Source organism: Pseudomonas sp. Wu6 (assembly GCF_019891515.1).
Lineage (GTDB): Bacteria > Pseudomonadota > Gammaproteobacteria > Pseudomonadales > Pseudomonadaceae > Aquipseudomonas > Aquipseudomonas orientalis_A.
In genome coordinates this window covers 63,463-88,627 of sequence record NZ_JAFLXH010000028.1, presented here as the reverse complement: position 1 = coordinate 88,627, position 25,165 = coordinate 63,463, and the positions used below count along the sequence as shown (strand labels likewise).

27 protein-coding genes and 1 pseudogene are annotated in these 25,165 nt (G+C 62.4%); 15 read left to right on the top strand and 13 right to left on the bottom strand.

Going from position 1 to position 25,165, the window contains the following annotated elements; all coding sequences use genetic code 11:
* Positions 1–171: 171 nt before the first annotated feature.
* The 3 genes from J1G34_RS19180 to J1G34_RS19170 are packed head-to-tail and all read right to left on the bottom strand — an operon-like array spanning position 172 to position 2,897.
* Positions 172–1,098 carry a sugar ABC transporter substrate-binding protein gene (locus J1G34_RS19180; protein ID WP_065891766.1) on the bottom strand — a complete coding sequence of 309 codons (927 nt, stop codon included), beginning with the start codon at positions 1,096–1,098 and terminating at the stop codon, positions 172–174.
* 18 nt (positions 1,099–1,116) lie between these two features.
* Positions 1,117–1,896, bottom strand: a complete 780-nt coding sequence (locus J1G34_RS19175; RefSeq protein WP_222994495.1) for a TIM barrel protein — start codon at positions 1,894–1,896, stop codon at positions 1,117–1,119.
* Positions 1,893–2,897, bottom strand: coding sequence for a Gfo/Idh/MocA family oxidoreductase (locus J1G34_RS19170; protein WP_222994494.1), 1,005 nt, complete (start codon positions 2,895–2,897; stop codon positions 1,893–1,895). Before J1G34_RS19170 ends, J1G34_RS19175 begins: the two co-directional genes overlap by 4 nt.
* Before the next feature lie 174 nt (positions 2,898–3,071).
* On the opposite strand from J1G34_RS19170, the gene J1G34_RS19165 reads away from it, so the two are divergent.
* Positions 3,072–5,045 (top strand): sigma-54 interaction domain-containing protein, encoded by a 1,974-nt coding sequence (locus J1G34_RS19165; protein WP_222994493.1) that lies wholly within the window; start codon positions 3,072–3,074, stop codon positions 5,043–5,045.
* A 644-nt stretch (positions 5,046–5,689) separates the two neighbouring features.
* Here the strand turns inward: J1G34_RS19165 and J1G34_RS19160 are convergent.
* Complete coding sequence (locus J1G34_RS19160) at positions 5,690–6,739, bottom strand: LacI family DNA-binding transcriptional regulator (RefSeq protein WP_222994492.1); 1,050 nt, start codon at positions 6,737–6,739, stop codon at positions 5,690–5,692.
* 162 nt (positions 6,740–6,901) lie between these two features.
* On the opposite strand from J1G34_RS19160, the gene J1G34_RS19155 reads away from it, so the two are divergent.
* Genes J1G34_RS19155 through J1G34_RS19140 form a run of 4 tightly spaced genes read left to right on the top strand, consistent with a single transcriptional unit; the run spans position 6,902 to position 10,437 of the window.
* The gene (locus J1G34_RS19155; protein ID WP_222994491.1) at positions 6,902–7,993 is read left to right on the top strand and encodes a fatty acid desaturase family protein; all 1,092 of its coding nucleotides are present in this window, start codon (positions 6,902–6,904) and stop codon (positions 7,991–7,993) included.
* 32 nt (positions 7,994–8,025) lie between these two features.
* Positions 8,026–8,346, top strand: a complete 321-nt coding sequence (locus tag J1G34_RS19150) for a MocE family 2Fe-2S type ferredoxin (RefSeq protein ID WP_057721995.1) — start codon at positions 8,026–8,028, stop codon at positions 8,344–8,346.
* 2 nt (positions 8,347–8,348) lie between these two features.
* Positions 8,349–9,548, top strand: a complete 1,200-nt coding sequence (locus J1G34_RS19145; protein ID WP_222994490.1) for an NAD(P)/FAD-dependent oxidoreductase — start codon at positions 8,349–8,351, stop codon at positions 9,546–9,548.
* A gap of 1 nt (position 9,549) precedes the next feature.
* Positions 9,550–10,437 carry a sugar phosphate isomerase/epimerase family protein gene (locus J1G34_RS19140; RefSeq protein WP_262411869.1) on the top strand — a complete coding sequence of 296 codons (888 nt, stop codon included), beginning with the start codon at positions 9,550–9,552 and terminating at the stop codon, positions 10,435–10,437.
* On the opposite strand, the gene J1G34_RS19135 is transcribed toward J1G34_RS19140, so the two are convergent.
* Positions 10,377–11,249 (bottom strand): undecaprenyl-diphosphate phosphatase, encoded by an 873-nt coding sequence (locus tag J1G34_RS19135; protein ID WP_130138996.1) that lies wholly within the window; start codon positions 11,247–11,249, stop codon positions 10,377–10,379. The two genes, J1G34_RS19140 and J1G34_RS19135, sit on opposite strands and share 61 nt — an antisense overlap.
* A gap of 46 nt (positions 11,250–11,295) precedes the next feature.
* On the opposite strand from J1G34_RS19135, the gene J1G34_RS19130 reads away from it, so the two are divergent.
* Positions 11,296–11,934 (top strand): GNAT family N-acetyltransferase, encoded by a 639-nt coding sequence (locus J1G34_RS19130; RefSeq protein ID WP_222994489.1) that lies wholly within the window; start codon positions 11,296–11,298, stop codon positions 11,932–11,934.
* 4 nt (positions 11,935–11,938) lie between these two features.
* Here J1G34_RS19130 and J1G34_RS19125 read toward each other — a convergent pair whose 3' ends face one another.
* Positions 11,939–12,880 (bottom strand): GlxA family transcriptional regulator, encoded by a 942-nt coding sequence (locus J1G34_RS19125; RefSeq protein ID WP_065897161.1) that lies wholly within the window; start codon positions 12,878–12,880, stop codon positions 11,939–11,941.
* 173 nt (positions 12,881–13,053) lie between these two features.
* On the opposite strand from J1G34_RS19125, the gene J1G34_RS19120 reads away from it, so the two are divergent.
* The 3 genes from J1G34_RS19120 (at position 13,054) to J1G34_RS19110 (ending at position 15,579) form a co-directional block, all read left to right on the top strand.
* Complete coding sequence (locus tag J1G34_RS19120; RefSeq protein ID WP_222994488.1) at positions 13,054–13,683, top strand: TetR/AcrR family transcriptional regulator; 630 nt, start codon at positions 13,054–13,056, stop codon at positions 13,681–13,683.
* Positions 13,680–14,357, top strand: coding sequence for a type 1 glutamine amidotransferase domain-containing protein (locus J1G34_RS19115; RefSeq protein ID WP_065937433.1), 678 nt, complete (start codon positions 13,680–13,682; stop codon positions 14,355–14,357). Before J1G34_RS19120 ends, J1G34_RS19115 begins: the two co-directional genes overlap by 4 nt.
* Before the next feature lie 94 nt (positions 14,358–14,451).
* Positions 14,452–15,579, top strand: coding sequence for an alkene reductase (locus J1G34_RS19110; protein ID WP_065894235.1), 1,128 nt, complete (start codon positions 14,452–14,454; stop codon positions 15,577–15,579).
* A gap of 594 nt (positions 15,580–16,173) precedes the next feature.
* On the opposite strand, the gene J1G34_RS19105 is transcribed toward J1G34_RS19110, so the two are convergent.
* The 3 genes from J1G34_RS19105 to J1G34_RS19095 form a co-directional block, all read right to left on the bottom strand.
* A complete protein-coding gene (locus tag J1G34_RS19105) occupies positions 16,174–17,172 on the bottom strand; it encodes an NAD(P)H-quinone oxidoreductase (RefSeq protein ID WP_222994487.1) in 999 nt (332 codons plus the stop codon).
* Between the two features lie 202 nt (positions 17,173–17,374).
* A complete protein-coding gene (locus J1G34_RS19100) occupies positions 17,375–17,857 on the bottom strand; it encodes a copper chaperone PCu(A)C (RefSeq protein WP_122463785.1) in 483 nt (160 codons plus the stop codon).
* Complete coding sequence (locus tag J1G34_RS19095; RefSeq protein ID WP_065894241.1) at positions 17,857–18,465, bottom strand: SCO family protein; 609 nt, start codon at positions 18,463–18,465, stop codon at positions 17,857–17,859. The genes J1G34_RS19100 and J1G34_RS19095 overlap by 1 nt, the downstream gene beginning before the upstream one ends.
* A gap of 179 nt (positions 18,466–18,644) precedes the next feature.
* Here J1G34_RS19095 and J1G34_RS27310 point away from each other — a divergent pair.
* Positions 18,645–18,948 (top strand): annotated as a pseudogene (locus tag J1G34_RS27310) (DUF2946 domain-containing protein); the annotation flags it as partial.
* Positions 18,949–19,004: 56 nt separating this feature from the next.
* Here J1G34_RS27310 and J1G34_RS19090 read toward each other — a convergent pair.
* Positions 19,005–19,481, bottom strand: coding sequence for a hemerythrin domain-containing protein (locus tag J1G34_RS19090; protein WP_065884731.1), 477 nt, complete (start codon positions 19,479–19,481; stop codon positions 19,005–19,007).
* Positions 19,482–19,760: 279 nt separating this feature from the next.
* On the opposite strand from J1G34_RS19090, the gene J1G34_RS19085 reads away from it, so the two are divergent.
* A complete protein-coding gene (locus J1G34_RS19085) occupies positions 19,761–19,967 on the top strand; it encodes a PLD nuclease N-terminal domain-containing protein (RefSeq protein WP_065884730.1) in 207 nt (68 codons plus the stop codon).
* Between the two features lie 60 nt (positions 19,968–20,027).
* Here the strand turns inward: J1G34_RS19085 and J1G34_RS19080 are convergent, their stop codons facing one another.
* Both J1G34_RS19080 and J1G34_RS19075 read right to left on the bottom strand, forming a co-directional pair.
* Positions 20,028–20,588 (bottom strand): type 1 glutamine amidotransferase domain-containing protein, encoded by a 561-nt coding sequence (locus J1G34_RS19080; protein ID WP_065884729.1) that lies wholly within the window; start codon positions 20,586–20,588, stop codon positions 20,028–20,030.
* A gap of 30 nt (positions 20,589–20,618) precedes the next feature.
* Positions 20,619–21,122, bottom strand: coding sequence for a DUF4142 domain-containing protein (locus J1G34_RS19075; protein ID WP_065884728.1), 504 nt, complete (start codon positions 21,120–21,122; stop codon positions 20,619–20,621).
* 196 nt (positions 21,123–21,318) lie between these two features.
* Between J1G34_RS19075 and J1G34_RS19070 the strand changes: the two genes are divergently transcribed.
* The 4 genes from J1G34_RS19070 to J1G34_RS19055 all read left to right on the top strand — a co-directional run bounded on the left by J1G34_RS19070 (position 21,319) and on the right by J1G34_RS19055 (position 23,978).
* A complete protein-coding gene (locus J1G34_RS19070; protein ID WP_065884727.1) occupies positions 21,319–21,528 on the top strand; it encodes a hypothetical protein in 210 nt (69 codons plus the stop codon).
* Between the two features lie 2 nt (positions 21,529–21,530).
* Positions 21,531–21,962: a DNA methylase gene (locus J1G34_RS19065; protein WP_222994486.1), complete on the top strand. Its 432-nt coding sequence runs from the start codon at positions 21,531–21,533 to the stop codon at positions 21,960–21,962.
* Positions 21,959–22,687, top strand: a complete 729-nt coding sequence (locus J1G34_RS19060; protein ID WP_222994485.1) for a DUF72 domain-containing protein — start codon at positions 21,959–21,961, stop codon at positions 22,685–22,687. The genes J1G34_RS19065 and J1G34_RS19060 overlap by 4 nt, the downstream gene beginning before the upstream one ends.
* A 133-nt stretch (positions 22,688–22,820) precedes the next feature.
* Positions 22,821–23,978, top strand: a complete 1,158-nt coding sequence (locus J1G34_RS19055) for an alpha-hydroxy acid oxidase (RefSeq protein ID WP_222994484.1) — start codon at positions 22,821–22,823, stop codon at positions 23,976–23,978.
* 194 nt (positions 23,979–24,172) lie between these two features.
* On the opposite strand, the gene J1G34_RS19050 is transcribed toward J1G34_RS19055, so the two are convergent.
* A complete protein-coding gene (locus tag J1G34_RS19050) occupies positions 24,173–25,099 on the bottom strand; it encodes an alpha/beta hydrolase (protein WP_065894251.1) in 927 nt (308 codons plus the stop codon).
* Positions 25,100–25,165: the final 66 nt, after the last annotated feature.

Sequence of the window (25,165 nt, the reverse complement as noted above, 5' to 3'; positions counted from 1 at the left end):
CCTGGCCCAGTGCGGCTAACCCGGCGTCCTGCCGGGTTACCCACGGATTCAAGCCTGCGTTCGGCCAGCGTGGTTTAACGGGGCGCCTGAGATCAAAAGCAGATCAAGAGCAAAAGCGGCTCGCTTCGCATCGTGGATACGTTGTTTGTGTGGGAGGGGCTTGTCTTCGATTTATTTGTAGCGTTGCTCGAAGACGGCTACCTGTTCGGGCTTGATCAGCTCGAAAGGCACCCACACCTCCGACTCAATCGGCTCGCCCTTGATCATCCGCACTGCCGCCTGCACGGCCTGGGTCGCCTGGGCTTTGGGGTCCTGGAACACCGATGCGCTGAGCACGCCGCGCCGGATCGCTGCCAGTCCATCGGGCAGGCCGTCGATCCCCACAATCGCCACTTCGCCCTTGGCTTTGCCCGCCTGCTGTAACGCCATGGCCGCGCCAATCGCCATTTCATCGTTGTTGGCCACGATCGCGTCGAACTGGGTGCCCGCCAGCAACCAGTTGCTGGTCAGGTCCATGGCCTTGCTGCGTTGCCATTCGGCGCTTTGCTGCTCAACGATCCTGATGCCCGGAAATTCCTTGAGCACCTGCCTGGCGCCTTCAGTGCGGTCGCGGGTGGCGTTTTGCGCCAGGTCGCCCATGATGATCGCCACGTTGCCCTTGCCGCCGAGTTTTTCCGCGAGATAGCGCATCTGCAATTGCCCGGCCTCAATGTCGTTGGACGCCACGGTGACCACACCCTTGGGCAATGTGCGTTCATCCGGGTGACGGTTGACGTACACCAGCGGGGTGTTGCTGGCGACGGCGGCACGGGTGATGTTGGCGGTGGCGGCGGTGTCCACCGGCAGTACGATCACCGCGTCGACGTTCTGGTTGAGGAAGCCTTCGACCTGATTGAGCTGGCGCACCACGTCGCCCTGGGCGTCCTCGAACTGGATCTGCACGTCCTGTTGCGTGGCGGCCGCTTCAAGGCCGGTGCGCACGTAGGTCATGAAGTTATCGTCGACCCGCGCGATGCTCACGCCGATGCGATACGCGGCAAAGCTTGATTGGCTCAACAGCAGTAACAGTGTGGCCACGATCAATGAATAGCGATGCATGAGCTGTTCCTCTTGTTGTTATAGGGTGAACGCCTGGCGGAAACGCTCCAGGGCCCTGTCGCTGTCGCCGCTGGCCCAGCCTTCCAGGCCGACCACGCCGCTGTAGCCCATGACATGCAGCGCCCTGGCAATCGCCGGGTAGTGGATTTCGCCGGTGCCGGGCTCCTGGCGTCCGGGCACGTCGGCCACCTGGATTTCTCCGATGGCGGGGCCTGCGCGCTGGATCAGTTCGATCAGGTTGCCTTCGCCGATCTGCGCGTGGTACAGGTCCAGGTTCATCTTCAAATGCGCGCTGCCCACCGCTTCGATCAGGGCCAGGGTGTCGGCGGCACGGGCGAACGGGGTGCCGGGGTGGTCCAGCTCGGTGTTGAGGTTTTCCAGCAGGAACACACGGCCGGCGTCCTCGCCCAGGCGTGCGATCTTTTCCAGGCTCTTGCAGGCGCTCAGCCACATGCGCCCGGAGGTGTGGCTGACGGGCTGCACCGGCAGGCCGCCGACGCCCAGGCCGGTGCCGTGCAGATTGAGGCTGGGGCAGTTGAGGCGCTCGGCAACGCTCAAGGATTCGCGGGCGCTGTCGAGCAAGTGGCGGATACCGTCAGGGTCGGTGAGCGTGCCGCTGATGTAGCCGGTCATGGAGGTGAAGTCCGCGCCTGTCGTGGCCAGGGCGTTGATGTCCTTGTCTGTCCAACTCCAGATTTCGGCGCTGAAACCGAGTGCATGAATGCGTTTGACCCGCTCCACGAACGGCAGGTCCAGGAATACCATTTCGGCACTGACCGCCAGCTTGAACGGGATCACAGGCTCACCGCCGTGCCTTGCTCGCAGGACTCGATACACGCGCGCGCAATCGCCAGGGCGGCGCGGGCATCTTCACCGCTGGCCAGGGGTTTGGCGCCGCTGCGCAGGCAGTCGACAAAGTGGTTGAGCTCGGCGATGTAGGCGTCGCGCAACAGGTCGGTGTCCAGGCGTTGGGTGTCGGCCTGGATGCCTTGGGCCTGGTAGCGCACCAGGTCGGATGCCTGCACGCCGCCCATGGTCAGCATGCCGGCACTGCCGAACACTTCACCGCGTACATCGTAGCCATACACGGCCTGGAAGCTGGCTTCGGCGGTGGCAATCGCACCGTTATCGAAGCGGATCGTGACCACGGCGGTGTCGAGCAAGCCTCGGCTTTTGTATTCCGGGGCGATCAGCGCGTCGGCCATCACCTGCACCTGCACCGCTTCGGCACCGGGGTTGAGGTAGCGCAGGGTGTCGAAGTCGTGGATCAGGGTTTCCAGGAAAATCACCCATTGCGGTGAGGCGCCAGGGTTGTTCAGCGCCGGGTCGCGGGTCAGTGAGCGCAGCAACTGCGGGGTGCCGATGCGTCCTGCGGCCACATCCAGGTGAGCGCTGCGAAAGCTCTTGGCGAAGCGACGGTTGAAGCCGACCTGCAGGATCACACGGGCATCGGCCGCGGCGGCGATGGCGCGGTCGGCTTCATCGAGGGTGATGGCCATGGGTTTCTCGCAGAAAATCCCCTTGCCGGCGCGGGCGGCGCTGATCACCAGTTCGGCATGACTGCGGGCGGGGGCGGCGATGAGGATGCCGTCGATGTCCGGGTCGTCGAGCAGTTGCTGTGGGTCGGTGTAGACCTTGTCCACACCCAGCTCCGCCGCCAGACGCGCGGCTTGCCCTGGGGTCGGGTCGGCGATGGCGGCCAGGCAGGCGCCGGGGATGTGGCGGGCGGCCGTCAGGCCGTGGAAGCTGCCCATGCGACCGGCACCGATCAAGCCCAGGCGGATGCGTTTGGTATTCATGTGTGACCCCCTTTTTATTGTTGGCCTCAGGACAATCCTGGTTGGCAAAGGGGCAGGAGCAAAGGCTGTGCCAGAATATAACTAGCTGATATTTATAGAGTTTAAAAAATATAGTGTTCATTTAAATGACATGTCTATGCTGACATGTCTAAAACATGAACATGGAGCCCGCTTATGAGCGCTGCGATCAGTGCGCAAGACCTCGACTACCTGACGGCGCTGGGCCCCGCGGCGCTGAACGATGGCCCGGTCGCCGCGTTGGAAGAGGCGTGGCAGGCCTGTCTGCGCGGCCAGGTGCAACGCCCGCGCGAGGTGCGTCAATTGATCTGGGACTCCTGGCTGCGCAGCCTCGAGGCCGGTATTGATCCGGCCGACAGCGCGTACCGCTTCGTCGCCGCCGACCGCCTGACGGCCACGCTGGCCAGCCACCGCGTGCTGATCGACGCCGCCGCGCAAGTCATGCAAGGCTTGCTGGCGTACAACCCGCGCGGGCATATCAACCTCACCGATGCCGAGGGCACCACCTTGCATTTCTGCGGGCTGGATATCACCCCCGTGGGCAGTCGACTGCTCGAATCGGTGCAGGGCACCAACTGCACCGGCCTGGCGCTGGCTGAAGATCATCTGGTGTATGTGCTGGCCGAAGAAAACTTCGCGGTCGGCCTGCGTCAACGCCGCATGCACTGCGCCGCCGCGCCGATCAAGAACGCCCAGGGCCAGACCCTGGCCGTGCTGACGCTCACCGCCGAACCCGGCTGGTTTCACTTTCATACCCTGGGCACCGTGCAGGCGGCCGCTGAAGCCGTGTCGCGGCAGATGGCGCTGCAGGCGTTGCTGGAGGAACAGCAAACCGTGCTCGAAGTGCTCAACGAAGGCCTTGTGGTGGTGGATGACCGCGGCTGCATCAAGGCGCTCAACCGCTATGCCCGCCAGCTGTTCGGGGTGGGGCTGGAGCTGATTGGCAGTCCCTTCCAGCGCCTGGGCCGCAGTGAATTGAGCGAGGTGCTGGGTGAGGCTGTGCGCGACCTGGATTGCACATTCCACTTGCATGACCGCAGCCAACTCGCCTGCCTGGTCTCGGTGTGCCCACTGGAGCAGGGCGGGGTGATCGTGTCGCTGCGCGAAAACCGGCGTATCCGTGAAATCACCCGGCGCATTGTCGGCACCCAGGCGCGGTACACCTTCGACACCCTCCAGGGCACCTCGCGGGCGATCCAGGATGCGCTGCACCTGGGGCGCATCGCCAGCCGCAGTGATTCCACCACGCTGATTCTCGGGGAAAGCGGCACCGGCAAGGAGTTGTTCGCCCAGGCCATCCATAACGCCAGCGAGCGTTGCCACGGTCCGTTCGTGGCGGTCAACTGCGGTGCGATTCCACGGGACCTGGTGCAGAGTGAACTGTTCGGGCATGTCGAGGGCGCGTTCACCGGCTCGGCCCGTGGCGGCTCGGCGGGCAAGTTCGAGCTGGCCGATGGCGGCACCATCTTCCTGGATGAGATTGGCGACATGTCCTTCGACGCCCAGGTCAGCCTGTTGCGGGTGTTGCAGGAAGGTGAAGTCGCGCGGGTCGGCGCAAAAAGCGCACGCCAGGTGGATGTGCGCATCATCGCCGCCACCCACCGCAATCTCAGCCAGGCAGTGGCCGACGGCGCGTTTCGTGAAGATCTTTATTACCGCCTGAATGTGCTGAACCTGACGGTGCCGCCGCTGCGGATGCGCCGCGAAGACATCCCGCTGCTGGCGCGGCACTTCCTCAAGCGCTGCGCGCGCTCGTTGCGTAAAACGGTGCAGGGCTTCGCGCCGGACGCGCTGGCCTTGCTTTGCGCCCATGCCTGGCCGGGCAACGTACGCGAGCTGGAAAACGCCATCGAACGGGCGACCAACCTGGCCATGGGCGAGTTGATCCAGCCGGGCGACTTGCCGTTGGACAGCAAGCCCCGTGCGCTGGCCCAGAGCTATGCGCCGCAACCCCCCCAGGACCTGAGCAGCCACGAAATGCATGCCATCGTCGCGGCGCTGAAAAGCACCGGTGGCAATATCCGCCTGGCCGCCCGGCAGTTGAACGTGTCCCGGGGCGGGCTGTACAACAAGATGACTCGGTTCGGGTTGAATGCCGGGGATTTTCGCAGGCCGGTGGGCGGTTACTAATGTGGGAGGGGGCTTGCTCCCGTGACGGCCGGACAGTCAACGCGTATTTACCTGACGTTCCGAGGAAAAATGTGGGAGGGGGCTTGCCCCCGATGGCGATGTGTCAGTCACTGATGTACTTACTGACTCTCCCTCATCGGGGGCAAGCCCCCTCCCACATTTGGATCGCGGATCGGCAAAAGATACCGGTCGGCTCTAAGGCCGCCGCGCTTTTGATCTTGATCTCAGGCGCCCCGTTAAACCACGCTGGCCGAACGCAGGCTTGAATCCGTGGGTAACCCGGCAGGACGCCGGGTTAGCCGCCCCGCGCCATGGATGGCGCGTGGCGGCGGCCCACGGATTCAAGCCTGCGTTCGGGCACACCGAGCCCAAGCGAGGTGCCGAGTGGTGGGGCAAGAGCGTTTTGCTTACTTTTGCGCTTTTCAAAAGTGAGCCGCCGTCAGGGCGGAACCCTAAGCAGCCGTTACCGCAGAAACGGATATGTACTCAACCCAATCCACCATCCTGGTCGGCCCTGAGGCCGCCATCGGGGGCAAGTCGAATCGTCGCACCGCCCCTCCCACATTTGGACCGGGGCCGTCACAAGATACCGGTCGGCTCCAAGGCCGCCATCGGGAGCAAGCGCCACATTCGCCGTCCATGCCTCAGGCGCCCATATTTTCCGAGGTAACAATGTGCGGCGCAATATGCACCCGATGCCGCATTGCATCGAACCCCTCGGCGCTCTGCAATTGCACCAGCAACTCCACCAGGGCCACCGCCGTATGGCGCGGCTGCGAATCCATCACCACATCGATCAACCCGCGGCTCAGCGCCTGGCGCGACAACTCGGTGGACTCCTGCAGGATGCAGCACAACGCCGGACGCTTGGGCAGTTGCGCCAGGGCGTTGATCACGCCGTCACCGCCACCGCCCACCACGCACAACCCGCGCAGGTCGGTGTGGCGGCTGAGCAGGTCGAGGGTGGCCTCTTCGGTGATGTCGCAGTTGTCCAGATTGATCAGCGGTTCCAGCGGTTTGAGCCCCGGCGCGTGTTCGGCCAGGTAGCCGTGCAAGCCTTCGACCCGCGCCTGGTGGCCGAGAAAGCGATGGCCACCCAGCAGAATGCCCACGCTGCCCTTGCGCGCACCGCACGTGCGCGCCAGCAGCCAGCCCATGGTGCGTCCGACGACGTGATTGTCCTGGCCCACATACGGTTCCCGGGCTTGCTCATGAATATCCGAAAGCAATGCCACTACCGGCACGCCGGCTTCGCGGATTTGCGCAAGGCAGGCATTGATCAGCGGATGGGCGAAGCTGACCACCGCCAGGGCGTCGCACTGCACGGCCAGTTGCTCGATCTGCGCGACGATGGCGCTGGGCGTGCGGTCATTGATGTAGTCGAACTGGCAGGTCAGGTTGGCCGTGGCGTGATGCTGCGCCGCGTCGCCGATGGACTGGGCCAGGTTGGCATAGAACGCCTGGGCGGTGCCCAGCAGGAGAATGCCGAAGCGGTAGGTCGGGCGCCGTTCGCGAATGCGCTGGCCGATCAGCCGCGCGGCAAAATAACCGACGGCTTCGGCAGCCTGGAACACCTGTTCGGCGGTTTGTGGATTGACCGGTGCGCGGGCGTTCAACACGCGGTCGACGGTGGCCACACTGAGGCCGGCATGGGCGGCAACCGTGGCGATGGTCGGGCGTTTATGGTTGGTCATGGCGAGCCCCTTGAGCGTCTTGATAGAAAACTATCAAGCCCCGCTGGGCCTGGATGATAGCTTGATAGGGAATGGATTCAAGGCCTTGAGGGTGATTTAGCCGCGCTCTATGGTTGGTTTCGCAAAGCACCTGAAACCCTACGCTTGCGGAGAACAATAACAATGCCTGAATACACCGCTCACCGCGCCCGACGCGACTACAGCCTGACCGGCCCCGAGGCCGCCCGCGCCGCCGAAAAAGGCCTGGTCTCGGCGCGCTGGTACCAGTCGCCGGTCCCGCGCAAACGCATGAAGGAACTGATGCAGCGCCGCGACGGCCCGGCGCTGGTCGACACGGCCATTTGGTTCGCGGCGTTGTTCGCAACCGGCTTTGGCGGCTACTGGTTCTGGGGCTCCTGGGCCTGTGTGCCGTTCTTCCTGGCCTATGGTGTGCTCTACGGCACCGCCTCCAACCCGCGCTGGCACGAAACCGGCCATGGCACGGCGTTCAAGACCCGCTGGATGAATGACGCGCTGTACCAGGTGGCATGCTTCATGTGCATTTTCGAGCCCCATGTGTGGCGCTGGAGCCATGCCCGGCATCACACCGACACCATCGTCGTCGGCCGCGACCCGGAGATCGTCGAGCCGCGCCCGCCGAGCTTTTTGATGATGTTCCTGAGCCTGTTCAATCTGCCCCTGGCGTGGAAGACCTTCAGTGGCGTGGCGCGCCATGCCATCGGCCGGATGAGTGCCCAGGAACGGGATTTCATCCCGCAATCCGAATGGCCCAAAGTGTTTCGCGCCGCGCGCATCTGGGTTGGCCTGTATGGGGTGATCATCGGCAGCGCCTTGTACCTGCAGAGCTGGTTGCCGCTGATGCTGGTGGGTCTGCCGAGCATCTATGGCGCCTGGTTGGGCTACCTGTTCGGCCTAACCCAGCACGTGGGCCTGGCCGAAGACGTGCTCGACCACCGCAGCAACTGCCGCACGATCTACATGAACCGCGTGCTGCGCTTTATCTACATGAACATGAACTACCACCTCGAGCACCACATGTACCCGATGGTGCCGTTCCACGCACTGGCGCAATTGCACGAAGAGATCCGTCGCGACTGCCCGCCGCCTTACGCCAATCTGTGGGAGGCCTACAAGGAGATCCTCCCGACGGTCTGGAAGCAGCGCAGCGACCCGACCTATTTCGTCCAGCGTCCGATCCGACGGCAGCCTGAATCAGCCCCTGCCTCCGTGCACGCAGAAGTTTCGGCCGGCTGAAGTTCGTTTCCTTTTAATAAGAGATAAAAACCATGAACGATCAATGGATCGATGTCTGCGCCGTTGGCGACATAGACGAAGAGGACGTGCTGCGCTTCGACCATGGGGCGCACACCTATGCGGTATTTCGCTCGGCCGAGAATGAGTTTTTCGCCACCGCCGGCCTGTGCACCCATGAAAAAATTCACCTGGCCGACGGCCTGGTCATGGACCATGTGATCGAGTGCCCCAAGCACAATGGGCGCTTCGACTACCGCTCCGGCAAGGCCCTGGGCGCGCCAGTGTGCGTCAATCTGCAAACCTACCCGGTACGGGTCGAAGCGGGGCGGGTGCTGCTCGCCGTCACGGCGTGACGATGGACGCGCCCCTGATTATCGTCGGCGCCGGCCATGCCGGTGGCCGTGCGGCGTTGACCCTGCGCGAAGAGGGTTACAGCGGTCGGCTGATCCTGATCGGCGACGAACCCCACGTGCCGTACGAACGACCGCCCCTGTCCAAGGGCTTGTTGCAAGGCAGCCAGGACCTGGCCGGCTGCAGCTTGTGCGACAGCACACGCCTGGCCGAGCTGGGTATCGAGCATTTGGCGGGCAACGCGGTCAGTCGGCTGGCGCCATTGCAGCATCGGCTGCAGTTGGCCGATGGCCAGTGGCTGCCCTACCACGGATTGCTGCTGGCCACCGGCGGCCGTGCGCGGCGTCTGCCGCAGGCGCAGTCCAACGTGCTGTACCTGCGCACCCATGACGAAGCCCTGGCCCTGCGCGAGCAGTTACGCCCCGGCACTCGGCTGGTGGTTATCGGCGGCGGCTTTATCGGCCTGGAAGTGGCGGCGACCGCGCGCGGCCTGGGCTGCGCGGTCACGCTGCTTGAAGCCGGGCCGCGCCTGGCGGGCCGGGTATTGCCCGCAATTATCAGTGACGCGCTGCTGGCGTTGCACCGCGAGCAAGGCGTGGACGTGCGCTTGAATGTCGCCGTGGCGTCGATCGAGGCCGACGCTGTACGCCTGGTGGATGGGCACACGCTGCCGTGCGACCTGGTGGTGGTCGGTATCGGCATGCAACCCAATATCGAACTGGCTGCGGCGGCCGGGCTGGACGTGGGGCAGGGCATTCGTGTCGACGCGCAGTTACGCACCAGCGCGGCGAATATCTACGCGGCGGGGGACGTCTGTGAGTTCCGTCTTGGCGGGCTTTACCAGCGCCAGGAAACCTGGCGCAACGCCGAGGCTCAGGGGCGGCATGCCGCCTTGAATCTGCTGGGCCGCGCATTGCCTTTCGAGGCCGTGCCGGGGTTCTGGTCCGACCAGTACGACTGGGGCTTGCAGACCGTCGGTGTGATGACGTCGAGCGTTGTCAGCCGGCCATTGCCCGACGGCGGCTTGCTGCTGTTCTACCTCGGTGACAACGGACATTTGCAGGGCGCCTGCGGTTGGGCACCGGGCAACCGCGTGGCCCGGGACATCAAGCTGTGCGAACGCCTGATCAGCGCCCGAGTGCCGTTGTCGTCGGTTGCCCTGGCGGATCCGGCTATTTCTCTCAAACAATGGCTGCGAGGCTGATATGCGCCAATTGCTGGTATTTCAATCCTTATGGGCGATGCACACCGAACCCGGCCCGCTTGAGGCGCAGCTGGATCGCATCGCCGCCGCCGGTTTCGATGGCGTCACCGACCATTACTGGCAGGCCGACGCAGTTGCACGCCTGCACGCAGCCACCGCCGCGCGCGGCTTGCAGATTGAAGGCCAACTGTTCCCGCAGACGGTGGACGACCTGGCGCGCGCCCTGGAGGTGATCAACCGTCATGGCTGTCACCACCTGACCCTGCAAGCCGACGTGCGTCCGCGCACCCAGGCCGAGGCGGGCCGGTTGATCGAGGGCTGGCAACGCCTGGCCGAGCAGGTGGATTTCCCGATCCTGCTGGAAACCCACCGTTATCGGCTTACCAGTGATCTGCTGTTCACCCTCGACCTGCTGGCGCAAATGCCTGACTTGAAACTGCTGGCCGATCTGTCCCACTACGTGGTCGGGCGCGAATTGCCCGAGCCCGGCGACGCCGATGACGATGAGCACATACGTACCATCCTGCGCCGTAGCTGGGGCTTTCATGGCCGCGTGGCCAGCAGTGAACAGGTGCAGGTGGCGCTGGATTTCCCGCAGCATCAGCCGTGGGTAGAACGATTTACCGGATGGTGGCGCTACGGGATCGAGGATTGGCTGGCCCGCCCAGAGACGCCGCGAAGCCTGTCGTTCACCTGCGAGCTCGGCCCGCCGCCTTACGCGATCACCGGCGCGGACGGCCGAGAGCTCAGTGATCGCTGGGCTGAGGCGCTGAAGCTCAAGGCGCTGATTCGCCAGGTGTGGGACCGCTCACTGGCGACGACAGCGCATCAGGCCAGCCAGCCGGTGCTGACCGCCACGATCAAAAACACCCCCAGCAGCGCGCGGTAGATCACGAACGGCCAGGTGGAGAAGCGTTCCAGAAACTTCATCAGGCCCCAGATGGCGAAGAACGCCGATATGCTCGCCACCACCAGGCCGAAGATCAAATGCGGCCAGGCATGGGCGGGCATGTCGGTGTGCAGCAGCACCCACAGTTCTTTCAAACCGGCCAGGGCAATGGCGGGCAGGCCCAGCAGGAACGAGAACCGTGCGGCTTCTTCGCGTTTGAAGTTCAGGAACAGTGCTGCGGTCAAGGTCGAGCCCGAACGCGATACGCCGGGGATCAACGCGCCAATCTGCGCAATCCCGACGATCAGCGCATCGCGCAAACGCATCTGGCTCACGTCGCGGGTGTGGCGGGCGCGCAATTCAGCCGCTGCCAGCAACACCGCCATTACCACACAGGCAATCCCGATCACCATCAGCCCGCGCAGTGGCGAGTTGCAGCTATTCAAGGTCGAGGACAGCGCCAGGCCGGCAATGCAGATCGGGATCGTCGCCAGCACAATCGCCACTGCCAGCTTGAACCAGCGGTCGTTGTAGTCACCCCGGCGTACGGCACTGATGCTGCCGGTGGTCACTTGCTGCACATCGCGCCAGAAATAGCTCACCACCGCCGCCAGCGCCGCCAACTGCATCGCTGCGGAAAACGCCGAGCCCGGGTCTTGCCAGCCGAGCAGGGCGGGTACTACGCGCATATGGGCGGTGGACGACACCGGCAGCAGCTCGGTAATGCCCTGGATCACCCCCAGGATGAAAATCTGCAGGTAATCCAGGGAGGCGAACCCCACATCCAGGCCGGCGGAGCAGACGTTAGTCAAAATACAAGTCCTTGAAAAAAGGGATAACCGGCGAAGTTTATTCTAAATGTTTCAGAATTTCGGCCTGGGCGGTCGCTATCTGCAATCGGTTCAGCCAATAGAAAGGTTGGGCAATGTATTGGCGCTGGCCAGCGCTTTTGTGAACAATGGCGCCCTGCGTTTTTTCACTGAGAGCCCCATGCCTGAAACCACCGTTGAATTGATCCAGACCGGCCCTGAACACGCCGAGCTGATCCGCAATCTCTACCAGTACTACGCCTATGAGTCTTCGGACTGGGAACAGGAAGACGTCGAGGCCGATGGCCGTTTCTACATCCACGACGAGCACCTGACCCGCTATTGGCAAGACCCGCAGTGGAGCGCCAATCTGTTACTGATGGACGGTTATATCGCCGGCTTCCTGCTGATCGAAGGCAGCGAATTGCCGGGCATCGACGCCCTGGAACTGGCCGACCTGTTCATCCTCAAGCGCTACCGCCGCAAAGGCATCGGCCGCGCCATCGCCACCCAGGTGCTGTGCAGCGGGGAGGACAATTGGCTGGTGCGTTTTTTTGATCAGGACGAAGTGTCCCAGGCGTTCTGGCGCACGGTGCTGGATAACCTGCCGCGTCCGGTGCAGACCCTGGAGCTGGATGATGAGCCGCACCTGATGAGCTACCTGATTACCCACGCTTCACTGCATTGATCGATTATTGGCCCCGCCCGCAGAGCATCTGCTGCATCGCCTGCGGCGGTTGCCCGAACGCCCTGAGAAACGCCTGGCGCATGCGCTCGCGATCACCGAACCCGGTTTCGCGGGCCACGACTTCAACCGGGTGGCGACTGGTTTCCATCATGGCCCGTGCCGCTTCCACGCGCAGCGCTTCGATGGCCTTGGCCGGCGTCTGCCCGGTTTCTTCGCGAAACACCCGGCTGAACTGGCGCGGGCTGAGGCGGGCGACCTCGGCCAGGGCGTCCACCGACAGGTCGTGGGTGAGGTTTTCCCGGGCGTAGGCCAGGGCCAGTTGTACGCGGTCGGACTTGGGGTCCAGTTCGAGCAGGGCTGACAGTTGCGATTGTTCACTGCCGCGCCGCTGCGCGATCACCAACTTGCGGGCGATGCGTCGGGCCAGGTCACTGCCCAGGTCGTTCTCCACCATCGCCAGTGCCAGGTCGACCCCGGCGCTCATGCCGGCGCCGGTCCACACTTGGCCGTCCACCACGAATAACTTGTCGTCTTCCAGGCGAATGTGCGGGTAGCGCTTGCGAAACGCTGGCGCGTGGATCCAGTGGGTGGTGGTGCGCTTGCCGTCGAGCAAACCCGCTTCGGCCAGCACGAAAATGCCCATGCACAGCGAGGCCACGCGGCGCGATTGCGCAGAAGCCGCCTTGACCATCTCCAGCAGATTGGCTTCCGGCAGGCGAAACTCCAGGTAGCCGCTGACGATCAGCGTGTCATAGCCCTCGGGACGAATCGCCGTGGTGTTTACCGAAAACCCCTGGGACGTCATGACGGCGCCGCCGCTTTCCGACACCAGATGAAAGGCATAGGCCGGCTCGCCTCGCAGCAGGTTGGCGCACTCGAACACCGAGCCCAGGCTGAGGCTCAGGGACTGGAAGTTCGGGTAAACCATCAGCGCAACGCTGTGCATCGTCATTCTCCAAGGGGCGCGGGAGGGAGGATTGTCGGCGCGTGCCGGGTAAACGGCAACTGCCGGTGGCGAATGTCCGGAATCCTTGCGGATATGACATTGTGAGCCTGCGCCCCGGTCCCTAACATTGCCTCAACGAACTAGACGACTGGTCTAATCGCAAGGGGCCAAGCATGCACAGCCAAACCAGAAGCGCACGGCAGACCATTCTTGACAGTGCACAAGCTATTGTCGGCGCCAAGGGATTTTCTGCGGTGGGGTTGAACGAAATCCTGCAAGCCGCCGAGGTGCCCAAAGGCTCGTTTTATCACTACTTCACCTCCAAGGATGCATTCGGGGTGGTGCTGCTCGATACCTACTTCGATCACTACATCGAGGGCATGCAGCAGCTGTTCAGCCAGCCGGGCCTGTCCCACTACGCCAGGCTGATGCGCTACTGGCAGGGCTGGATCGACAACCACACCGGCTGCACCGACGCCGGCAAATGCCTTGCCGTCAAACTCGGCGCCGAGGTGTCAGACCTTTCAGAGCCGATGCGCCTGGCATTGCAGCGTGGCACGTCACGCACCATCGAGTTGCTCGCCACGGCGTTGCAGCACGGCGAGCAAGACGGTTCGCTGATGCTCGAGCAACCTGCCGAAAGCCTGGCGCGACGCCTGTATGCGTTGTGGCTGGGGACCAGCGTCATGGGCAAGATCACCCGTACCACCGCGCCGTTCGATGAGGCGCTGGGCCTGACCCGACAGTTGTTGGGCCACCCCGAAAACCCTGCTATCCACCACGATCGAGGCACTGGAAAATGAAAGTATTAATGGTACTGACCTCTCACGACCAGCTGGGCGATACCGGCCGCAAGACCGGCTTCTGGCTCGAAGAGTTTGCCGCTCCCTATTACGCGTTCAAGGACGCCGGCGCCGAGGTGGTGCTGGCATCGCCTGCCGGTGGCCAGCCGCCGCTGGACCCGGTCAGCGATCAGCCCGATGCCCAGACCGAACAGACCCATCGCTTCAACGCCGACCCTGCCGCGCAGCAGGCCCTTGCCACTACGGTGAAATTGGACGCGGTCAACGCCGATGACTTCGACACCGTGTTCTACCCGGGCGGCCACGGCCCGCTGTGGGACCTGGCCGAGTCGCCGGTGTCCATCGCGCTGATCGAGTCGTTCGAGCGTGCCGGCAAGCCTGTCGGGTTGGTCTGCCACGCACCGGGCGCCTTGCGTCACGTCAAGGCGGTCAACGGCGAGCCCCTGGTCAAGGGCCGTCGCGTCACGGGGTTCTCCAACTCGGAAGAAGCCGCCGTGGGCCTGACTGACGTCGTGCCGTTCCTGGTGGAAGATGAATTCAAGAAACTGGGCGGCAAGTACGAGAAGGGCGCCGATTGGCAGTCGTTCGTGATTGTCGATGGTCTGCTGGTGACGGGGCAGAACCCCGGCAGCTCCAGTGAAGTGGCCGAGGCCCTGTTGAACCTCACCGCTTAACTTAACCCCACCGACTTAACCCCACCGATAGATGCATGTGGCGGCTCGCAAGAGTCGCCAGTGTTTTCGCTCGTCCTGAATTTGGAATATCCCCATGGCTCATCCGTTGAACACCCCCGTAAAACTGGGGCATCACACCCTGAACAACCGCATCGTGCTGCCGCCCCTGACCCGCCAGCGCAGCGCACAACCGGGCGATATCGCCACCGACTTGATGGCCACGTACTACCGTCAACGCGCCAGCGCCGGTTTCATGGTCAGCGAGGGCACCCAGATCGAGCCTCGCGGCCAGGGTTACGCGTGGACGCCGGGGATCTACACGCCGGCGCAGATCGACGGCTGGCGCAAGGTCACCGAGGCGGTGCATGCCGAGGGCGGCGTGATCTTCGCCCAGCTGTGGCATGTGGGCCGTGTGTCCCACAATGCCTTGCAACCCGACGGCGCCGCACCGGTCGCCCCCTCGGCCATCCAGGCCCTGCAGGCCAAGGCCTTTATCGAAACGGCGCCGGGTGCCGGTGAGCTCAAACAACCGCCGGTCCCCCGCGCCCTGACGGTGCTGGAGATCGAGGAACTGGTCGGCCACTACGCACAGGCGGCGCGCAATGCCCTGGACGCCGGCTTCGACGGGGTGGAGATTCATTCGGCCAATGGTTACCTGGTCAACCAGTTCATCTCGGCCCATTCCAACCAGCGCGATGATGAATACGGTGGCACGCTGGACAATCGCCTGCGCTTTTTGCGCGAAATCGTCGAAGCCGTGTGCCGCGTAGTCGGCCCTGAGCGCGTTGGCGTGCGCTTTTCGCCGTTGTTCAGTGGCACCGATCAGGAGCGTGTCTACATCGGCCTGGTGGAAGAAGACCCGCACCACACCTATATCGAAGCGATCAAGGTGCTGGAGCAGTCGGGTATCGCCTATGTCTCCATCGCCGAAGCCGACTGGGACAATGCTCCCGACCTGCCGGACAGCTTCCGCCAGGCCGTGCGCAGCACCTTCAGCGGACGCGTCATCTATGCCGGCCGCTACACCGCCGAACGTGGCGCAACACTGGTGGACGCCGGGCTGGCGGACCTGATTGCATTCGGCCGGCCGTTCATTGCCAACCCGGACCTGCCGCAGCGAATCTTCAATGGCTGGCCGTTGAATGCGTTGAAGGCTGAGGGGTTGTATGGCGGGACCGAGGCGGGGTATGTGGATTATCCGGAATATGTTCAACCAGGCTGAGTTCGACAGCTACCCTGTGGCGAGTCGGGGAGGGCTGCGCCCTCCAGCGGGCATAGGTATCTACACAATTTTGGTGCGACACTGCACCTGTGGCGAGGGAGCTAACGCGTATCTACCTGACGCTCCGAGATCCAAATGTGGGAGGGGGCTTGCCCCCGATGACGGCCTCAGGGACAGCCAGTATCTTGGATCAGACCGAGTACATATCCGTTTCTGCGGTAACGGCCACTTAGGGTTCCGCCCTGACGGCGGCTCACTTTTGAAAAGCGCAAAAGTAAGCAAAACGCTCTTGCCCCACCACTCGGCACCTCGCCTAGGCTCGGTGTGCCCGAACGCAGGCTTGAATCCGTGGGCCGCCGCAATGGGCCATCCCTGGCCCAGTGCGGCTAACCCGGCGTCCTGCCGGGTTACCCACGGATTCAAGCCTGCGTTCGGCCAGCGTGGTTTAACGGGGCGCCTGAGATCAAAAGCAGATCAAAAGCCAGAGCCAGAGCGACTCGCTTCGCATCGTGATTACGGTTGGGGGCTACAGAGTTGTGTAGATACCTATGCTTCAGCGGGAGCAAGCTCACTCGCCACAGGGAGCTGTCTGGTTTATTCGACTCGCAGCACAATCTTGCCGATATGGTCGCCACCTTCCATGCGGGCGTGTGCCTGGGCGGCGTCGGTGTATTCGTACACCTTGTCGATGATCGGCAGGCAACGCCCTTCGCTCAGCACCGGCCAAATGTGTTCACGCAACTGCTCGGCGATGGCGGCCTTTTCTTCGCGGGTGCGTGCGCGTAGCAGGGAACCGGTGATGACCGCACGTTTGCCGAGTATGGTCAGCAGGTCCACCTCATTGGCCTTGGCGCCACCGAGGAAGCCCAGTATCACCAGGTGGCCGTCCATGCCCAGGGCCTTGAGGTTGTTGTTGAGGTAGGAGGCACCCATGATGTCGAGAATCACATCGACGCCTTTACCTGCGGTTTTCTCGGCGATGACCTGGGCGAAATCCTCTACGCGATAATTGATCGGCTGCGCCCCGAGCTTGGCGATCGCCGCGCATTTATCGGCGCTGCCGGCGGTGGCGAATGCCTCGATACCGAATTCCCGGCAGAGCATCAGGGCGGTGGTGCCGATACCGCTGGTGCCGCCGTGGATCAGCGCGCGCTGGCCGTTGCAGGCGCCGCCGAGACCGAACAGGTTGGCCCAGACGGTGAAGAACGTCTCCGGCACGGCCGCCGCTTGAATCCAGTCCATGCCTTCGGGAATCGGCAGCGCCTGGCTGGCCGGCACCGCGCAGAACTGCGCATAGCCGCCGCCATTGGTCAGGGCGCAGACCTTGTCGCCGAGTTCGTATTGATGCACGCCTTCGCCCAGCGCCACCACTTCACCGGCCACTTCCAGGCCGGGGATCGGGCTCATGCCGGGTTTCATCGGGTATTTGCCGGCACGTTGCAGGGCGTCGGGACGGTTGACCCCGGCGGCATGCACGCGAATCAGGATCTCGCCGGGGCCGGCCACCGGCACGTCTGCGCGACGCGGCTGCAGCACGTCGGGGCCGCCGGGGGCGGTGATTTCGATCAGGGTCATTTCTTGAGGCAGGGTCATGGATGGGTTCCTGTAACGATGAGCGTACGGGTTGGGACCATAGCGAGCGGTCGACGGTTCAGCCAGATCATGCCCGCTTCCAGCTGCAGTGCAACCACCATGGCGCCAACCTTCCCCATCGGTCAGGTTTTGCACGAGTGGTTGCGAACCGAACCCATTGAGCGTGCGATAGCGTTCATCCTGGTGTCAGAGAGTTCGCCCCTCAGTGCATCTTGCTATGGTCCATGTGGCTATGATCCATCCCATCCAAACCACGCGCTGGCGCTTCCACTTCGATGGTCTGCTCGGTGCCCTTGGCGTCTTTTACCGTAAGGGTCAGCGGCACCTGGTCGCCTTCCTTGATCTGGCCGGTCAGGCCCATCAGCATCACGTGGTAGCCATTCGGGTCGAGCTTGACGGCTTTGCCTGCGGGCAGGGCTACCGAGTCCACCGGGCCCATGCGCATCACGTCGTCTTTCATGCTCATTTCATGGATCTGCACGTCTTTGGCCACTGGTGAAGCCACGCGCAGCAATTGGCTGTCGCTGTCGGCGGTGACGGTCATGAAGGCGCCGCTGGACGGTTGGCCCGGCACGGTGGCACGTACCCAGGCGTCGCTCACTTGCACCTGGGCGCTGGCGTGGGCGGCGAGGCCGAGCAGGGTGAGGCCGAGGGTGAGACGCTTGAGGTGTTGAACGGCAGTCATTAGCAGACCTCCATGACGGTGAGCAGGTCTTCTGCGCACTCTTTAGCGGTAAGGGATGCCTGCAAGCCAAGGCGCAGGTTGCCACGGGTATCGAACACGAAACTGGTGGCGGTGTGGGACAGGGTGTAGGTGTCGCCGGCGGGGATCTTTTCATAAAAGATCCCGAATTCCTTGGCGGCCACGGCGATTTCTTCCGGGGTGCCATACAGGGCTTCGAAGCTGGGGTCGAAGGCCTTGACGTATTTATCGAGTATCTCGGGGGTGTCTCGCTCGGGGTCCAGGGTGATGAACACCACCTGCATGATTTCACCGTCGCGGCCCATCAGCTTCTTCGCCTGGGCGGCGCGCGCCAGGGTGGTCGGGCAGACCGCCGGGCACTGGGTGAAGCCGAAGAACACCACGGGCATCAGGCCACGGTACGAGCTCAGGGTGACGGTTTCGCCGTCGGTGTTCTTGAGCTTGAAGGTGCGCCCCATGATCTTGTCACTGAGGTCCTTGCCGTACTTGAAATCCAGCTTGGGGCTGTAGTCACAGCCGCCCAGCAGGCTGCCCAGGCCCAACAGGCCCATGCCGGTCAGCACTTTGCGGCGGGTGAATAACGTACTCATCAACTGTGCATCCTGTGAAACGCCTGAATGGCTCTGGAGTTGCCCACCCGGCTTTGAAAAGGAGTAACGAGAAGGGTGCAGAGTCTAGCAACCCTGGGCCCCCGCGTAATCTGCGACGTTCTGCCACAGGGGCGCGCTGCGCTCTATCCTTTTGTGGCTTCGGTGGTAGGGTCGCGGTGATGAAATCGAGCTGCCTCGAGCGGGCGCTGATCGCCTGGGCCCTGTACTCCTGCGTACTGGTGAACCGGTTCCTACGCGGTTTGGGGCATGGGCACATGGTCGGTCAACAGCTTGATGGTCACGGCGGCCAGTCAGGCGCAGTGGACGGCGGCCAGCCGATAATTTTCCGACAAGGGGTGGGCTGGCCTGTCTTCCAGCAACATCTCGAACTACTTTGCCTGCCCCGTATGCAGGGCTGTTACTGTCGCAATCGTATTTTTGATTGGCCTGGCCTGGTTGCTGAGGATAAGGCGTCAGGGCCGGTAAACGGGCCCTGACGCTTGCGCCAATCAAAGCGCAGACAACGTGACCAATAGGCCTTACGCAGCCATTGGTTTACTCGTCATGGCCTTTTTATGAGCCGCTTTCATCGCTTCCATTTCAGCCCCGAGTTCCTCCAGCATCGCTTTGCCCAGAAGCTTCCTGGCCTCGGGAAACATCTCGGTTTCTTCTTCTTCGATATGGTGCTCCAGCAGCTCCTTGACCACTTTGACTCGACCGGAAAACTCGGTGGTGGACGGGTCGGTCTGCTTCAGGTCGGGCAGCACCAATGAGTCGACGGTGCGGTGCTCTTCCTTGGCTTCGTGGTACATGATGTCCTGTTCCTTGCCGCCGGCTTTTCTGAAAGCAGGGTAGAGAATTTCTTCTTCCAGCTTGGTGTGCAGGGTGATTTCCATCTCCAGCTTGGCCAGCAAGTCGGTGCGTTTTTTCACCCCGCGTTCGGTGGATTCGCTCAATTGGGTCAGCAGAGTCTTGACGCGTTCGTGGTCGGCTTTGAGAAGGTCGATGGCATTCATGTGGAACCTCACGGGTAATGGTCGGGCATGTCGAAACGCACACCTCGTGAGTAAGCTCATTGCATCACGCGTACCAACTTCTCAGGCTAGTAAATTATGTTTTAAATCAAATGGATGGCGTCAACCCGTCGGGTGGTTGTCGTGCAGCTTGCATGATCGGGGGTTGCCGGGATTGCACAACGCACAACCGCCGCCGCTGTTGAAGTGCGTTGCTGAACAATTCGATGGAACCCCTGGCGCATTTGCTTGACCTAACCCTTAGACTTCAGGAGGTGAAGCATGCAAATTGAATATATCTGGATCGTACTGGCAGTGATTCTGCTGCTGTTGGAACTGTGGGCCATCAACATCGTGTTGCGCAGTACCGGTGGCTGGGAGACCAAGGGCTTATGGGTGGTGGTGCTGATCTTCGTACCCCTGCTGGGGCTGATCGCCTGGGCGATGTTCGGGCCCAAGCGCGAGATGGCGCAACCGCGTAAACACTGAAGCGTTCAGTTAAAAAAACAGGCGCCCCATGGGGCGCCTGTTTTTATTGCGGTGGACGGATCAACCCGCAACAGCCTGGGCAATCGCCTCATTGAACGCCGGCAAATCGTCCGGCGTGCGTGAGGTGATCAAGGTCCAGCCATTGGCCTTGCATTCCTGCACCTGGGCGTCGACCACACTGGCGGCGCCAGCGTTCTCCAGATCGATACGCACGCTTTTAAACGCAGTCAGGGTCTTGCCTTTGACCACGCCCGCGTCGATCAACGTCCACGGGCCGTGGCAGATGGCCGCGATGGTCTTGCCGGCCTGGGCGAACTCGCTTATCAAGCGCAGCGCGGCGCTATCCTGGCGCAGGGTATCGGCATTGACGGTGCCGCCCGGGATGACCAGCGCGTCGAAGTCGCTGCCGACCACGTCCGACAGTTGCACGTCGGATTCCACGGTCTGGTCCTTTTCCGTATCGCCCACGAAGGTCTGGGTAGTGCCACCTTTGCTGGATGCGTGCGTCACGGTCGCGCCGAAACCACGCAGGGCTTGCAGAGGCTTGAGCAGTTCATCGCGCTCGATGCCGGTATTGGAGGTGATGATCAGGATTTTCTTACCGTTGAGTTGCGCACTCATAAGCGGGTGTCTCCTGTTTGGGTAAGTGAATTAATGGGCGTATTTGCCTTGCAGCGCCTTGGCTTTTTCCAGGTGTGCTTCAAGGGTCGGCAGGGTCTTGGTGGCGAAAGCTTTCAACTCGGCGTTGTCCGAGGACTCTGCTTCCTTCTTGAACAGTGCGACGGTTTTCTCGTGGGCGTCCACTTGGTTGTTGGCGTAGGCCTTGTCGAACGATTCATCGCGCATTTCCAGGATGGCTTTCTTCGCCTTGTCAGTCAGGGCGGCGTCATCCGGTACTTCGATATCGAGTTTTTTCGCCAGTGCCATCAGTTCCTGGTTGGCCTTGGTATGGTCGGTAATCATGTGCTGCGCGAAGGTCTTCACGTCCGCCGAACTGCTTTTTTCCAGCGCCAGTTTGCCGGCTTCCACCTCGGTGATACCGCCCTGGGCGGCGCTCTCGACAAAGTCGTTGGAGGTGGCGGCCATTGCGGTGGAAATCGAGCCTGCAACCAGCGCGAATGTCAGGCCCATGTGTTTCATCAGTCGAGTCGTCATGGTGTCTCTCCTTGGAAATGGCGTGTTGCCGTTACGAGACTGTTGAACCGGCGCCCGGGCAAAAGGTTTAAATTTTTTTTGCACGCATTGACCGAACGGCAAGCGTGGCAATTTCCTTGAACTAATCCAAATTCACAGGGTTCTGCTGCATAGGGTCGCCACTGTGGGTGACCTGTCATTACCAGGAGATAGCACCGTGACTGATCACAAGCCCGCCGATAAAACCCCCGCGCCCGTCAGTTCCGAAGACGCGCAAAAGGGCAATGCCGACGACACTAAAGGGCAGTCCCTGGAACGTCCGAACCCCAGGACCGAAACCATCGATAAAGTGGTGACGCCTACCTCGATCAAGGACCTTGAGCGCCAGACCGATGCGATCAATGAGAAGCTCAGCAAGGGGCAGTGAGCATGGCCCGTTCCATCAGCGCGTCGGAACTGGGAATCGAGCTCAAGCCTGGCGATGACAGCAGCCTGTTCAAGTGGTTTATCGCCAGCTTCGTGATGGGCAAGCGCATTCAGGCGCCGATTGCCGCGCAGGCGTACAGGGTGATCATTGAAGAGGAGGGCCGCGACACGCCGCGTAAATTGCAGCACTGCACGTCGCGGCAACTGGTCGCCATGTTGGGGCGCGCGCATTACGTGCGTTACGACGAAACCACGGCCCAGCGCCTGTTGGACCTGAGCGCAAAACTCAATGCCGATTACAGCGGCAGCATCACCCGGATGCTTGAGGCCAGCGACGACCGCCAGGCGTTCGAAAGGCGCCTGGGTGAGTTCGACGGCGTCGGGCCCAAGACCATCGAGATTTTCATGCGCGATGCGGCCACGGTGCTGTTTTGACAGCACCGCTGTATATAGGCTGTGCTGGCTGGAGCCTGCCCCGCGAGCATTGGCCGGCCTTCCTTGGGCAAGGCACGCATCTGCAGCGCTACGCTTCGCGTTTCAATGCGGTGGAAATCAACAGTTCGTTTTATCGGCCCCACTTGCCGAAAACCTACGCGCGCTGGCGCGATTCGGTGCCTGCGGGATTTCGTTTTTCGGTCAAGATGCCCAAGCGGATCACCCACGAGCTGCGCTTGCAGCAGTGCGCCAGCGCCCTGAACGAGTTTCTCGCGCAATGCCTGCAACTGCACGAAAAGCTCGGTTGCCTGCTGGTTCAGCTGCCGCCGTCCTTGAGTTATGAACCGCTGGTTGCCCGCGCCTTTTTCGAGGCGCTGCGCCAGGGTTTTGCCGGCGCCGTAGTGCTGGAGCCGCGCCATGCCAGTTGGCTGGCGGCTGGGAGTCTGTTGCGAGCCCTGGAGATTGGCTGGGTCACCGCCGACCCCGATGTCATTGCCGCAGGCGATGCCTGGCACGGCGTGCGTTATTGGCGCCTGCATGGCTCGCCGCGCATTTATCACAGCGCCTATGGGCATGAGCGGGTGCAGGCGTATGCGCGGTTGTTGTGCCAGTCGATGGAGGAGGGCATTCCCACCTGGTGCATCTTCGATAACACCGCCAGCGGCCATGCGATCGCCGATGCCCTGGACCTGCTGGACCTTCATCGGTCGCACCTCCCCATCTGATTGAAAAAATCCTCGCCGGCTCGCCTGGGGGTGCAGGGCGCCGCCGTGTACAGCTCGCGAGATAAACGCAATGGCTGGTTGCCTGGGCGATCGCCGGTTACTCTCTGGGTTCAGTTCAGGGAGAGGTGACCCGATGTCGTTGATCACAACCATCGAAGACTTACGCAAGCTTGCGCAAAAACGTGTGCCCCGCATGTTCTACGACTACGCCGATTCCGGCTCCTGGACTGAGAGCACCTACCGGGCCAATGAAAGCGATTTTGCCCGTATCAAATTCCGTCAACGCGTGGCGCGCAATATCGATGAACGTTCGATTCGCGCCAGCATGATTGGCCAGGACATGGCCATGCCGGTGGCGCTGGCACCTACCGGCCTTGCGGGTATGCAGCACGCCGATGGCGAGATCCTCACCGCGCGCGCCGCTGCGGCTTTTGGCCTGCGCTATACCTTGTCGACCATGAGCATCTGTTCGTTGGAAGACATCGCCGAGCACGTCGGCCAGCCCTTTTGGTTCCAGTTGTATGTGATGCGCGACCGCGGGTTTATCGAGCGCCTGATCGAGCGGGCCAAGGCGGCGGGTGTTGATGCGTTGGTGTTGACGCTGGACTTGCAGATCCTGGGGCAGCGTCACAAGGATTTGATCAATGGCCTGTCGGCGCCGCCCAGGCTGACCCTGCCGAACATCCTCAACATGATGACCAAGCCGCGCTGGGTGATGGGCATGCTCGGCACCCAGCGTCGTGGTTTCGGCAATATCGTCGGGCATGTGACGGGCGTGGCCGACATGAGTTCGCTGTCGGCGTGGACTGCCCAACAATTTGACCCGCGCTTGAGCTGGGACGATGTGGAGTGGATCAAGAAGTGCTGGGGCGGCAAGCTGATCATCAAGGGCATCCTCGATGTGGAAGACGCACGCCTGGCGGTCAATACCGGCGCCGATGCGTTGGTGGTGAGCAACCACGGGGGCCGTCAGCTGGATGGTGCGCCGTCGAGCATCAGCCAATTGCCGGCGATTGTGGAGGCGGTGGGCAATCGGATAGAGGTGTGGCTCGATGGGGGCATTCGCTCCGGCCAGGACATACTCAAGGCCATGGCGCTGGGCGCCAGGGGCACGATGATCGGACGCCCGCATCTGTATGGCTTGGGCGCGATGGGCGAAGCGGGCGTGACCAGAGCGCTGGAGATCATCGCCCGTGAGTTGGATGTGTCGATGGCGCTGTGTGGCTATAACGATATACGTGATGTGAATCGCGAGATCCTGCTGCCTGGCACGTTTCCTGACGGCGTTTGATGGGCAAAAAGAAACGGAAAAGTAAAAAGAGTTGTCCACGAAAACCGTGGGTATCTCTGTGGATAACTTTGCAAGGCCCCGGCAGCATTGGCGATTTAACCTGCGATCAATATTTGATCAACTTTCAATGACGGCCAATACGGGCAGGGTTTGCGCTTGACAGGCCTTGGCCAAGCCAGTGCCGAAAAGTGCGTTTATGAGTCACCGTCTCGGCCTGTGGAGTGGCTGACCACCGGTGATGGCATCGTCGTTTGCATCAGCTTGTCCAGCGCCACGCCATAATTGCGCCCGGCCAGGCTCATGCTGTTGTTGTGGCCGGCCCCCGGCACCAGTAACAGCCGCTTGGGTTCCTGGGCGGCTTCGAATAACTGCTGGCTGAAACGCGGTGGTACGTAGCGGTCATCAAGGCCGTGCACCACCAGCAATGGCATATGGATATCGGCCATCTTGTCGATGGAATCGAATTTCTGCGACAGCAACCAGCGCACCGGCAGTGAGGTATCGGCAACGGCCGTGGCGACATCCCCCAGGGACGTGAACGTGGATTCGATTACCAGCCCGCGTACCGGCAACGGCACCTGCCTGCTCAACTCGGCCGCGAGGTCGATGGCCACCGCGCCACCCAGGGAATGGCCGTAGATCAGGCGTTTACCGGGGTCCGGCTGCAAGGTTTGAAAGCGTTCCCAGGCGATGCGCGCGTCTTCATACACCGTGGTTTCCGAAGGCAGGTCGCCCTGGCTTTTGCCAAAACCGCGATAGTCGATGGCCAGCACCGAATAGCCCAGGGCGTGCAACTGTTCGATGCGAAACAGCTGGCCGGTGAGGTTCCAGCGCACGCCGTGCAGATAGAGGATCGCAGGCGCATCCTTGCGCGCGGCCGGGTACCACCAGCCATGGATATTCTGGCCGGATTTGAACGTGGCGGGCTTGATATCGAACTCCTGCACGGCGCTTGGCAGGCCGGTGTACCAGCCTGCGGTGCCCGGCTCGATGCGAAACACCAGTTCGCGCTCCTTGTGTTGCAGCACGGCGCAGCCGACCGGCAGGCCGACGATCAGCAGGGCCATGCACAGCAGCACAAACCGGCGCAGGCCCCGGCGGGGTATGGAAAAAGCTGACATGAAGATTCCAGTACAAAAGCCAAGCTCGGGTTGTACCAGATGGCCCGGGCAGAGCAAAAATTAATA